General features: G+C 41.3%; 11 protein-coding genes. 5 read left to right on the top strand and 6 right to left on the bottom strand.

Features of this window, described 5'->3' with window-relative positions:
- Window positions 1–437: 437 nt before the first annotated feature.
- From L6C30_RS09200 to def, 3 genes are all read right to left on the bottom strand, one after another.
- Window positions 438–2,465 carry a TonB-dependent copper receptor gene (locus tag L6C30_RS09200; RefSeq protein ID WP_236162907.1) on the bottom strand — a complete coding sequence of 676 codons (2,028 nt, stop codon included), beginning with the start codon at window positions 2,463–2,465 and terminating at the stop codon, window positions 438–440.
- A 63-nt stretch (window positions 2,466–2,528) separates the two neighbouring features.
- Window positions 2,529–2,960, bottom strand: coding sequence for a DUF2946 family protein (locus tag L6C30_RS09195; RefSeq protein WP_019837183.1), 432 nt, complete (start codon window positions 2,958–2,960; stop codon window positions 2,529–2,531).
- Between the two features lie 108 nt (window positions 2,961–3,068).
- A complete protein-coding gene (gene def, locus L6C30_RS09190; protein ID WP_019837182.1) occupies window positions 3,069–3,599 on the bottom strand; it encodes a peptide deformylase in 531 nt (176 codons plus the stop codon).
- Between the two features lie 119 nt (window positions 3,600–3,718).
- On the opposite strand from def, the gene L6C30_RS09185 reads away from it, so the two are divergent.
- The 3 genes from L6C30_RS09185 to L6C30_RS09175 are packed head-to-tail and all read left to right on the top strand — an operon-like array spanning window position 3,719 to window position 6,736.
- Entirely contained in the window at window positions 3,719–4,876 is a 1,158-nt protein-coding gene (locus L6C30_RS09185) for a LysM peptidoglycan-binding domain-containing protein (protein WP_019837181.1), read from the top strand.
- A gap of 17 nt (window positions 4,877–4,893) precedes the next feature.
- A complete protein-coding gene (gene dprA, locus L6C30_RS09180; protein WP_236162908.1) occupies window positions 4,894–6,117 on the top strand; it encodes a DNA-processing protein DprA in 1,224 nt (407 codons plus the stop codon).
- A gap of 49 nt (window positions 6,118–6,166) precedes the next feature.
- Entirely contained in the window at window positions 6,167–6,736 is a 570-nt protein-coding gene (locus L6C30_RS09175; RefSeq protein WP_019837179.1) for an L-threonylcarbamoyladenylate synthase, read from the top strand.
- 390 nt (window positions 6,737–7,126) lie between these two features.
- Here the strand turns inward: L6C30_RS09175 and L6C30_RS09170 are convergent, their stop codons facing one another.
- A complete protein-coding gene (locus L6C30_RS09170) occupies window positions 7,127–8,035 on the bottom strand; it encodes a DMT family transporter (RefSeq protein WP_019837177.1) in 909 nt (302 codons plus the stop codon).
- A gap of 285 nt (window positions 8,036–8,320) precedes the next feature.
- Between L6C30_RS09170 and L6C30_RS09165 the strand changes: the two genes are divergently transcribed.
- Together L6C30_RS09165 and L6C30_RS09160 are read left to right on the top strand one after the other, a co-directional pair.
- Window positions 8,321–8,866 carry a glutathione peroxidase gene (locus tag L6C30_RS09165; RefSeq protein ID WP_236162909.1) on the top strand — a complete coding sequence of 182 codons (546 nt, stop codon included), beginning with the start codon at window positions 8,321–8,323 and terminating at the stop codon, window positions 8,864–8,866.
- A gap of 318 nt (window positions 8,867–9,184) precedes the next feature.
- The gene (locus L6C30_RS09160) at window positions 9,185–9,775 is read left to right on the top strand and encodes a hypothetical protein (protein ID WP_026438115.1); all 591 of its coding nucleotides are present in this window, start codon (window positions 9,185–9,187) and stop codon (window positions 9,773–9,775) included.
- Window positions 9,776–9,853: 78 nt separating this feature from the next.
- Here L6C30_RS09160 and L6C30_RS09155 read toward each other — a convergent pair whose 3' ends face one another.
- Together L6C30_RS09155 and atpD are read right to left on the bottom strand one after the other, a co-directional pair.
- Window positions 9,854–10,273, bottom strand: coding sequence for a F0F1 ATP synthase subunit epsilon (locus L6C30_RS09155; RefSeq protein ID WP_236162910.1), 420 nt, complete (start codon window positions 10,271–10,273; stop codon window positions 9,854–9,856).
- Between the two features lie 26 nt (window positions 10,274–10,299).
- Entirely contained in the window at window positions 10,300–11,694 is a 1,395-nt protein-coding gene (gene atpD / locus L6C30_RS09150; RefSeq protein ID WP_004780710.1) for a F0F1 ATP synthase subunit beta, read from the bottom strand.
- Between the last annotated feature and the right edge of the window lie 26 nt (window positions 11,695–11,720).

The following is an 11,720-nucleotide window of genomic DNA, read 5'->3' as shown; positions in this document are numbered from 1 at the left end:
CTTCATAATCTCTTAATGATCTTCTCGATGCTTCGTCAGCATCAAGCTAGGTCGGCTATATTACGCTTTATTTCTAAAGTGTCAACTGGTAATTTAAATTATTTTAAACTTAATTTCTAAAACTCAACCCAATCAATTTCAATCAAGTCATTGTTTTATCAGAAGTTTTAATCTGCATCACCGCCGATGGATGTGCATTATAGGTCAATTATTTTAACGTGCAACACTTTTTTCAAAAGAAATATATCGGGTGTTTATTTTATAAACCCAAAAACATATAACTAACTGTTTTATCTTATAAATTTATTTTAAGAAAAATCTACTTAATTTTTTAAAACACAAACCTCAAATATAACTCAATGTTTTATATATAATTATTCTTATAAAAAGCAAAAAGCAGAGCCGAAACCCTGCTTTTGGTTTAAATAAAGTTCAAATTAGAACTTCATACTAATACGCGCCCAATAGTTACGACCAATATTATTAAATTGCTGATCGGTTGGTAAACCTGTACCTGATGCACCCATTTTATTTAGATGCTCGGTATAAGTTTTATCCAATACGTTATCAATGCCCACAGATACATCAACACTTTTATTTAGGTTATAACTGCCGTTTAAAGATAGTACGCCAAAGCCACTGCTCTCCTTCACATCATAACCCACGATATTACCTTCACGTTCACTGATACGACTTTGACCATCCACCACACGTAATAATACGCCTAAAGTATATTTATCCTGAACATAGCGCAGGTTTAAACGCCCTTCCAAAGGTGAAATTTGTGGTAACGGCGTATTGTTTGTAGTGTTTTCACCCCACGCATACATAGCACTCACATCTGCCTGTAAGGCATCAGTAAATTGATAACCTATACCAACTTCTGCACCTGCAATGGTGGCATCTACATTTCGCGTTTCAGCTTTATTGTTTTCATTGTACTTGGTCAAGATAAAATCTTGAACCAAACCAACATAAGCCGATGCCCAAGAGCTGAATGCACCATGTTCATGTTGATAACCCAAATCAAGCTGAAGTGTTTTTTCAGTATCGATGCTCTTAAAGGTATTGTCACTACCATTACCTTTAACAGGGCTAAACAATTCCCAATAATCCGGCATACGCTCTACATAACCTAAACCGACATACGTTTTAGCATCATGGTGCGGATGTTGATTTTCCAAACGAATAAAACCGCTTGGTAAGGTTTCTTTACGTTGTTGAGCCGTTTGTACTGCGTCTACTTCGACCTGATCAACACGCACACCTGTAACTAACTTATTTTGATCGTTGAGTTGATAGCTCAACTCACCAAAACCACCATAAGATTGAAATTTCATATCTTTTAAGCTTGGCAAGGCATAATAAGCAATATTATTTTCAGTATCTGTCTTACGAATACTGTGTTCATTATTTTGGGTATCGATACCTGTAATAAACTGTAATTTATCCCACTCATGTGTCACAGCCATACGTGCATTTAATGTTTTACGCGTCACATTGGTTGCTGTTTCTTTAGGCATCATTTTGGTTGGCTTAAACTGGCGCAGACTATAGTTGTCCATCACGTGATCATTAAAGCTATAGTTCACCTGTGCTTCAATTTTCTTAATCACATCAGTAATATTTTTCTTTTCTACACGTAAACCTAAACTTTCGCGGTCAAATTCAGCACCGTCCATTGTACGGCCCGCATAAACCACTTCAGCATCACCACGACCACCTGTCAGTTCTAGCCAAGTGTTTTCATCGGGTGTCCAACCTAAAGCGACATCAGCATTCCAACGCTCCCAATCCGAAGGAACAGTTGTACCATTGCCATCTTTATAGCTATCAGCCACAGAACGGTTAGCATTTAAACGAATATATTTCTGCGCATCGCCCGCGGCTGCTTCAATATTATGATCCAAACGACCAAATGAACCCATCAAAACACTGGCTTGCCCACGATAGTTTTGACCTTTACCAAATTGTTCAGGCTTACGCTCAAACAATACCGTTGCTGCCGAACCCGTGTTGGCATATTGCACAGTTTGCGGGCCTTTAATCACGGTAATTTCATCAAAACTTTCTGGTGAAATATAAGAGGTTGGCGAGTCCATACGGCTAGGACATGCGCCCAAGTTTTCAGAACCATCGGTTAAAATTTTAATACGTGAACCAAACATGCCACGGAAGGTCATATCACCATTGGTACCTGCACCACTGTTCACTGCACTAAAACCGACAATACTTTGTAAATAATCTGCACCATCTGTGGCTGGAATAGGCTGAATAGGTTGTTTTGGATTGGCACGTACCACCAGACCGTTGGCATCATTACCCTGCTGTGCAGTCGCAACAATTGGGGCAAGACTGTGCGCATTGGCAGTCAAAACGGTTTGATCGGCAAACGTACTTGCTGAATAGCAGGCAACACAAACTGCAGCCGCAACAGGCTGTAATAAAAATTTAGGCTGAGCCATTTTATTTCTCACTTAAAGCATAAATACAGTTAGGGTCAAAATAGACCCAAAAAAATCTTGAATTTATGCAAAGTGAGGCGGGGCACGTCCTTGCGGAAGTAAAAAGAGTTGCTGAAGTGCAAACCAAACGTGTTGAAAACGTTTTTGGAATGCCAAAAGGCGCACTTGAATACGATCAAGCACTTCTTTCAGCTCTAATTCAGGTGGTAGGACTAAATTGCCATATACCGTACAGTACTGACATTGATGTGAAGCATCGTGATGATGATGTTCGTTTTGTATCGTATCTTGTTGATCTGTTTGTAGATGTGAGCTATGCACATCATGATCCACAGCAGCCATTGTTTTGTGTGGCAATAAAAGTGCACGCGTGATGGTTTCACAGACTGGGGCAATTTGGTATTGCTCAGGCAGCAAAGGCTGTAAAAATACAGCAATCTGTAAAAATACTGCGATAAATGAAAGCAGTAAACCACTACGCAACAATGAAAACATTTATCCTGAATTTGTGTGGCACAAGTATAACAAAGCCTAATCGAAATTGGCCGATTTTTGGGCTTTGGTCTTAAATTGTGCCTCAAGCCTTCTTGATTGGTCTACGTTTTAACGCTTAACCGCGACTTTTTCTTTCTGGCGCTGACGCACTATTTTTTCAACTTTTTCGCGGGCGCGCTGACGTTTGAGCGGCGATAAATAATCGACAAATAACTTGCCATTTAAGTGATCCATTTCATGTTGAATACAAACAGCGAGAAGTTCATCCGCTTCTAGCGTAAAGGATTGACCCTCAAGGTTAATCGCTTCAATTTTTACGCGTGACGGACGCTCAACTTTGTCGTATATTTGAGGCACTGACAAACACCCTTCTTCATACGGTTGGGTCTCTTCAGTCAATGGGGTAACTTTGGGGTTAATGAAGACCATGGGTTGATCTTTATTTTCAGATAAATCCATGACAATCAGCTGAATATGATGATCGACCTGCGTTGCAGCCAGACCAATTCCGGGTGCGGCATACATCGTTTCAAACATATCTGCAGCAAGCTGACGAATCTCGTCGGTGACTTCTTCGACTGGTTTTGCAATGGTACGCAGACGGGGATCCGGGAAACTTAAAATAGGTAATAAGGCCATGGGACATCCTCACTTATGCCATTGATCAAAAAACCGAATGAAGGAATGCTTCATCAAAAAAATGTGTGTAAGATCGTTATTATAACGCAACTACATACATAATTTTAGGAATTATGATAATGAAAAAGGTTTTGACAGACACATCCTCTTTTCGTGTCTTGGGGTTTAAAAAGCAAGTTTTAGCACTCGCAGTATGTCTCACAGTGGGACTTAGTGCGATCAGTGTGGCTGAAGCAGCACCTGCACGAAACATCAATCCGCCTGCCTTAAAAGCCAGCGCACCAAATGTGTATGTGGTAAAAAAAGGCGATACCTTATGGGATATTTCCAAAAAATTCCTGAACAATCCATTACGTTGGCCTGAAATTTGGGCAAGTAACCGTCACGTAAAAAATCCTCACTGGATTTTCCCGGGTGACCGTTTATTGATGTGTACCTATGAAGGTCGTCCAATTATTGGTAAAGATGAAGGCGATGGTTGTGAAGGTATTATCCGTCGTTATGCAGGCAAGAGCACCAATTTACAACCACAAATTCGAGTGGAATCTTTAAATAATACCATTCCTGTGATTCCACTTGACTATATCAAACACTGGTTAGAGCGCAGCAGCATTATTGCCGCAAATGCGTTACAAGGTACACCGTATATTTTAGGTACTTCTGATCAGCGTGTTTTAGCCGCTAAAGGTCAAAGTGTGTATGCACGTGGTGCAGGTCTGGAAGTAGGTCAACGCTACGGGGTATATCGTGAAGGTGAGCCGTACATGCTAATCGATGCCAATGGTCAAAAATTCAATGCAGGCATTGAGCTCACCCAAGTTGCTGCAGGGATTGCAGTACGTGGCGAAAATGACATCACCACACTTGAATTGACCGATACCTACAATGCCGAAGTGCGTCGTGGTGATCGTGTCTTACCAATTTATGACCCAATGTTGCCAACCCTGTTCTATCCAACGCATGCTGAAAATGTCAGCGCAGGTGGGCAAGTGCTACGCGTGATGGGCTCGATTGGTACCGCAGCAAAACACAGTGTTGTGGCGATTGATCGCGGTACATTACATGGCGTGCAATCTGGTTATGTCTTTAGCGTAACGCAAAAAGGCGAAGTGGTCACCGACCCGAAAACCAAAGAGCGTGTTCAGCTTCCAGGCGAACGCATTGGCAATATCATGGTCTTCAAGAGCTTTGACCACATTAGCTATGCATATGTCTTAGACAGCGAATTGCCTATTAAAGTCGGTGCTAGCCTACAAGCACCAAGCATGGACGACTAAAACGGTTTAAGATGGTGATGTTGAATTCATTCAGCCCACAGCAAATCAACTCCATTTTATTGTGGTATTTGGTTCAACATTCATTGTCCAGTTTTTCCAAACTCGTACAACATTATGGTTCCGTGGCTGCCGCAGTGCAGCCCGAACACCTCCTCACGTGGTCAGATGTGCGCATTCATGCCAACCATCTACAACGTGCCAAAGAATATCTTAGCCCTACAGGGCAACTCACCTTTGAACAATGTCTGAATCAACTACAACAGCAGTGCGATTTTGTATTAACTCTAGATGATGCTGATTATCCGAATCAGTTACACCCCTATGCCAATAAGCCACCCATTTTATTTGGACAAGGCAATGCACAGGCTTTGTTGCAAGCGCAAATTGCAATTGTCGGCAGTCGTAAAGCCAGCCCGCATGGCCGGCAAGTGGCTTATGATTTTGCTTATTATTTAAGTGAGCAAGGGTTCTTTATCAATAGCGGTTTGGCACAAGGTATTGATGAGGCCGCACATCAAGGTGCTTTGCAACATCAACGTACCATTGCAGTCATGGGCACAGGTTTGGACAGCACTTATCCAAGTGCACATCAAACCCTGCGCCAACAGATTGTGGAATGTGGTGGTGCCGTAATTACGGAGTTCTTACCGCAGACCAAACCCTTACAGCAACATTTTCCGCGACGTAACCGTATTGTCAGTGGACTCAGTTTAGGCGTGATTGTTGCTGAAGCCAGCTTAAATAGTGGCTCACTGATTACCGCAAAATTGGCAGCAGAGCAAGGTAAATTGATATTTGCCATTCCTGGACATATTTATAGTGAATTTCATCAAGGTTGCCATCAATTGATTCGTGAAGGTGCAATTTTAGTGGATCATCCTGAACAAGTAATTGAGGATTTAGCCCTACCCACCCAATGGCAATATCAACAAAACCAAATTGCGACAAACCCAGATCAGGTCACAGCAGTATCCACAGAAACAGAATCTCCTACACCACCAACAAAAGCAACGTTTCTAAGCACCACTACAAAAACAACCGATACAACCACACCGCACATTCCCGAGCATTTATTGACGCTGTATCAACAACTGGATTGGGTCGGACAAAGCATCGACTACTTGGCACAGCAACTAAATTTAGATATTGCCACACTCACCAGCGCATTAATGGAACTGGAACTCATGGGCTTCTGTTTACAACAATCAGGTTTATATCTGCGTTGTCGTCCCCACAAATAAGGTTCACAATAAGCGCCTATTTTCACGTTTCTGTTTAGGTAAAACTCCCATGATTACAACCTCTGTCACCGAAGCCGCTGCATGTCTACTACAAGGACAGGTACTGGCCTATCCTACAGAGGCCGTTTGGGGATTGGGATGTGATCCATATAATCAACAGGCATTTTTGGAAATTCTACGCCTGAAACAGCGCCCGATTGAAAAAGGTGTGATTTTGCTGGCAGGACATCTATCACAAGTGGAGCATTTGCTGCAGGATTTAACCCCAGAAATGCGAGATCGCGTGATTGCATCATGGACGAATACTCATCCTACAGATCGAGCGACCACTTGGTTATTACCCAGCACAGCCGCAATTCCAGAGTGGATTACAGGTCAACACCCCAAAGTGGCAGTGCGCGTAACCAATCATCCTTTATGTATGGCGCTATGCCATGCCTTTGATGGCTTTATTGTATCGACCAGTGCCAATCCTGCGGGACTGGACCCTGCACGCTCTTTGCAAGAAGCAACACAATATTTCCAACAACAATTGCACTACTTAAATGGTGATTTAGGTTTAAGCCAGCAACCCAGCCGTATTTTAGATGCAGAGACTGGGACAGTGATTCGCGCCTAGCTTTAGACAAATTTTAGATAAAAAAAAGCTCAACCATATAGGGATGGTTGAGCATAAAAAGGATGTGTATAAAAACACATCCAGAGGGTTTGAAAATCTTGCTGTTAATGATAACTCACTGATTATGAAAAACAGTAGGTCATTTCCAGTACGTGAATTATGGAGTATTTTAGTCGACTATACAAATAGATTTTTCCTATTAATCCAAGACAAATATTCGATGAAAGATTCATCTTTTTTTCTTAACAATTTAAATTATCTTACTATTTTTACAATTATTTTAGAAAAATTAAAAAAACTGTCATAATTCATAACGCTCAATACTGAATAAATTTTGAATAAAAGGTATTTTAAATATACCTTTAACTGACCAGTAAATAATCAATTAGCTCAACTTTTTGCTTGAATTTGTACACGTGTCTTCATTTGCGCCAACACAATCCCCGTTAAAATAATCAATCCACCGATACTGTGATAACTCCCCCACACTTCTGCCAACCAAAAATATGCAATAATGGCCGTAAAAACAGGCATCAAATTCATAAAAATACTGGTGCGATTGGGTCCTAAATATTGAACAGCTAACATCCATACCAAAGGCGCAATAATTGAAGGAAATATACCTGCATACAGCACACTTAAACCATTTTGACTATTTAAGTGATCTAAGCCGAACCATATAATAAATGGAAGATGATAAAGTAAGGTGAATATAATTTGCACATAAAGACTTAGCATGAGCGGCAATTTTAAATTCCATTTTTTTAAAAACACCCCATAAAAGGCGTAAAAAAATACCGCCAAAACCATGAGCATATCACCCGCATGCCCTGTCAGTTGACTGAGTTGACGTAAATCTCCTTGTGCAATTACATACAACAAGCCCAAAAATGAAATCATGCAGCCTAAAACAGCAAATCGTGTGGGAATCTCTTTTAAGATCAGCAACGAAACCAAGACCGTAAACATGGGAATAAATGCATTAATAATGCCCATATTAGTTGCAGTGGTGTAATTTGCTGCGGTATAGCTGAGACCTTGATACAGCACCAAACCAAATGCACTGAGCACTGCCAACTGTTTCAAATGGGGGCGAATCAACTCACGCTGCTGCCAAACTTTTGGCAATATCCATGGTGTCAAAATCAGAAAAGCAATCAACCAACGATAAAAACTGATACTGACGGGTGAAATATACGCTGCAACATAGCGCGTCACCGCAATATTTAACGACCAAATCAATACCGCAATCAATGGCAACAAAATTGCCCAAAATACGCCTTTATCTGATCGTATCATGTGTTCATCATCCTTGTTGTACCAAGCAGCATACCTGCTGTGAGACCTTATTCTATAACTGATTTGTGATGCAAAGTGCTAAAAAGCCCAGCGTCTATTTATGACACTTTTCTCTCAATTTATCCATCAATAAAACAAAATGCAGATACGAATGACATTTTTCTGCGCAATTTCACGGCTATACAGAACTTGGTCAATGCCGTAAATTTCTTTGCTTTAAAACTTGCTGTATCCAAAAATTACAGTTACAACAGTAGCGGTAAATACAAATTCTAGGAAGCAACTATGCGCACTTCAGTTTATGACATTGCAGTGAAGACCAATCAGGGTACGGAAACCACATTAAACCAGTATGCTGGAAAAGTGTTGTTGATCGTGAACGTGGCATCAAAATGTGGCTTGACTCCGCAATATGATGGCTTACAGCAACTCTACGCAGCAAAACAAGCACAAGGCTTAGAAATTTTAGCCTTTCCATCAAATGACTTCTTGGCACAAGAACCTGGCAGCGATGCAGAAATTCAAGAATTTTGCTCACTGAACTATCAGGTGAGTTTTCCATTGTTTGCCAAAATTCCAGTCGTGGGTGCAGAAAAGCATCCACTCTATACGGCTTTAACGCAAGCAATTCCTGAACGCATTGGTGAAGGCCCATGGTGGAAAGATTTGGTTGATTACGGCTTAACCCCAAATGAACCGCCTGAAGTGTTGTGGAACTTTGAAAAGTTTTTGGTGAATAAACAAGGTGAAGTTGTAGCGCGTTTTGCCCCAGATTTAACTGCAGATGACCCACGCATTGTAGAAGCAATTGAGGCTGAACTGGCTAAATGATTTTTTCATTCAGTATGTGAATACAGTTCATATAGTCTTTAAGTCCATAATAATTCAGCCCCCTTATCCTCTTGCGGAATATATTCCTCATCCTGAGCCATATATGGCGCAAGAGAAGGGACTATCCATGTCAATTCGACGCATGACTTATAATCATTTGTCATTTATAAAAGATGTTTAATACATAGCCATTTATTTAAAATTCACTATTTTTGATTTAGACAAAAATTAAGATTTGTTATCGGTTTGCAACAATCTGTTTTTTATTCATATTTTCGTTTTATATTCATTTTTATAGACTACCAAAATCAAATGAATATGAAAAATGTATCTTCGAAGACACTAGTTCCGTTTATGCTATTGAGTTCTGCCTTGCTACTCAGCGCCTGTGATCAAATGAACATGCCGCAAACACAAACAACAGACCAAGATGATTCCAGCACAAAATCTAATAGCACTGCAAACACAACCAATACCCCATTAAGCAGTGGCAATATGTTCTACATTGTGCGCGATGTTGCTGATCTACAGCTCAAAGCTGGTCAATATGTCGAACAACTGAATCAAACCAAGTCTGAGTTGCAAACCGCTGTAGATGCACAAGATCCACAACAATTACAGATTGCAGCGATTGAATTACAGCAGCAATTACAAGGCTTTAATCAAACACTAAGCAGCCTAGACTTAAAAACACAGGAAATTGATACCATCCGTCAAAATTTATTGACGGCTAATCAGCAAGTTTTGGCTTCGCCATTTTTAAATGGACAAGTCGATTTAAGCAAGGTGGACTTTAAAAAACTGGAACAGCAAATGGGAAATATTCAAGCTGAAATGCTAAAACTGGCGGGGATGATTTTACAAGGTGAGTCGAATCAGCCAACTGAAACCACCAATACAGCATCTTAAGCAAATATAAGGCTTCAATTCCAAACAACATAAAAAAAACCACCCTTTCGGGTGGTTTTTTCAATCTTAAACCAGCAATTACATTGCACGGTTTTTGATTTTGCGGATCGTTTCCAGCTGAGCAGCAGTTTCTGCAAGAGCAGCCAAAGCAGCAGCAGAGTCCAAATCGCTCTTTTGATTTGCTAGCAATTGTTCAGCGTGTTTACGCGCTTCAATAATTGCCGCTTCATCCAAGTTTTCTGCACGGACTGCTGTATCAGCAAGAACCGTAACAACATGCGGTTGAACTTCTAGAACACCACCAGATACAAAGATTAATTCTTCTGTACCGTTTTCCAAAATAACGCGGATCGCGCCAGGTTGGAGCAAAGTTACCAGCGGAGCGTGACCAGGCATAATACCTAACTCACCGCCAGCACCTTTAGCAATTAGCATAGTTACAGTGCCTGAGTACAAAGACTCTTGAACACTTACAACGTCACATTGCATAGTCGCCATGAGAATCTCCTAAATTAGGGAACTAATTAAAGTTTCTCAGCTTTAGCAATCACTTCGTCAATACCACCAACCATGTAGAACGCTTGTTCTGGGATGTGATCGTATTCACCAGCTAGAAGACCTTTAAAGCCACGAATCGTTTCTTTAAGCGGTACAAGTTTACCAGGAGCACCAGTAAACACTTCAGCTACGTGGAACGGTTGAGAGAAGAAACGTTGGATCTTACGTGCACGGTATACAGTAAGTTTGTCTTCTTCTGACAATTCGTCCATACCAAGAATTGCGATAATGTCTTTCAATTCTTTATAACGTTGAAGAACGTTTTGAACTGAACGAGCGATTTCGTAATGCTCAGTACCAACTACAAGTGGATCTAGCTGACGTGAAGTAGAGTCAAGTGGATCAATCGCAGGGTAAATACCTTGAGAAGCGATGTCACGGCTCAATACAACAGTTGCGTCCAAGTGAGCGAACGTAGTTGCAGGCGATGGATCTGTTAAGTCATCGGCAGGTACGTATACCGCTTGGATTGACGTAATAGAACCAGACTTAGTAGATGTAATACGTTCTTGAAGAACACCCATCTCTTCTGCAAGAGTCGGTTGGTAACCTACTGCAGATGGCATACGGCCTAGAAGTGCTGATACTTCAGTACCCGCTAGTGTATAACGATAGATGTTGTCGACGAACAATAGTACGTCACGGCCTTTACCGTTTTCGTCTTTTTGATCACGGAAGTACTCAGCCATAGTCAAACCAGTCAACGCTACGCGTAAACGGTTACCTGGTGGCTCGTTCATCTGACCGTAGACCATTGCTACTTTGTCAAGAACGTTAGAGTCTTTCATTTCGTGATAGAAGTCATTACCTTCACGAGTACGTTCACCAACACCAGCAAACACAGATAAACCTGAGTGAGCTTTAGCGATGTTGTTGATCAACTCCATCATGTTTACAGTTTTACCAACACCGGCACCACCGAACAGACCAACTTTACCACCTTTCGCGAACGGGCAAAGTAAGTCGATGACTTTAATACCAGTTTCTAGAAGGTCAGTAGAAGCCGCTTGTTCTGCATAAGAAGGCGCTTGACGGTGAATTGGTAAACGCTCTTCAGTCGCAACAGGACCAGCTTCGTCGATTGGGCGACCAAGAACGTCCATGATACGGCCAAGAGTCGCTGTACCTACTGGTACAGAGATCGGAGCGTTAGTGTTAGTTACGTTCAAACCACGCTTAAGGCCTTCAGTAGAACCCATTGCAATAGTACGAACTACGCCATCACCAAGTTGTTGCTGAACTTCTAAAGTAGTTTCAGTACCGTCAACTTGGAGAGCGTCATAGATCTTAGGAACGCTGTTACGTTCAAACTCGACGTCGATAACCGCGCCGATGATCTGAATGATACGACCGCTACTCATTGCTGTCTCCTCAATTCAAACTAATA

The sequence above is a fragment of the Acinetobacter sp. KAM396 genome, assembly GCF_021602765.1.
Classification (GTDB): Bacteria; Pseudomonadota; Gammaproteobacteria; order Pseudomonadales; family Moraxellaceae; genus Acinetobacter; species Acinetobacter towneri_A.
This window is presented reverse-complemented; position numbering and strand designations above follow the sequence as displayed.

Excerpts from the sequence above, each read along its gene's own strand:
- L6C30_RS09185 (WP_019837181.1), top strand. The coding sequence starts at position 3,719 with ATGAAAAAGGTTTTGACAGACACATCCTCTTTTCGTGTCTTGGGGTTT.
- L6C30_RS09160 (WP_026438115.1), top strand. The coding sequence starts at position 9,185 with ATGAAAAATGTATCTTCGAAGACACTAGTTCCGTTTATGCTATTGAGT.
- L6C30_RS09155 (WP_236162910.1), bottom strand. The coding sequence starts at position 10,273 with ATGGCGACTATGCAATGTGACGTTGTAAGTGTTCAAGAGTCTTTGTAC.
- dprA (WP_236162908.1), top strand. The coding sequence starts at position 4,894 with ATGTTGAATTCATTCAGCCCACAGCAAATCAACTCCATTTTATTGTGG.
- L6C30_RS09200 (WP_236162907.1), bottom strand. The coding sequence starts at position 2,465 with ATGGCTCAGCCTAAATTTTTATTACAGCCTGTTGCGGCTGCAGTTTGT.
- L6C30_RS09195 (WP_019837183.1), bottom strand. The coding sequence starts at position 2,960 with ATGTTTTCATTGTTGCGTAGTGGTTTACTGCTTTCATTTATCGCAGTA.
- def (WP_019837182.1), bottom strand. The coding sequence starts at position 3,599 with ATGGCCTTATTACCTATTTTAAGTTTCCCGGATCCCCGTCTGCGTACC.
- L6C30_RS09170 (WP_019837177.1), bottom strand. The coding sequence starts at position 8,035 with ATGATACGATCAGATAAAGGCGTATTTTGGGCAATTTTGTTGCCATTG.
- atpD (WP_004780710.1), bottom strand. The coding sequence starts at position 11,694 with ATGAGTAGCGGTCGTATCATTCAGATCATCGGCGCGGTTATCGACGTC.
- L6C30_RS09175 (WP_019837179.1), top strand. The coding sequence starts at position 6,167 with ATGATTACAACCTCTGTCACCGAAGCCGCTGCATGTCTACTACAAGGA.
- L6C30_RS09165 (WP_236162909.1), top strand. The coding sequence starts at position 8,321 with ATGCGCACTTCAGTTTATGACATTGCAGTGAAGACCAATCAGGGTACG.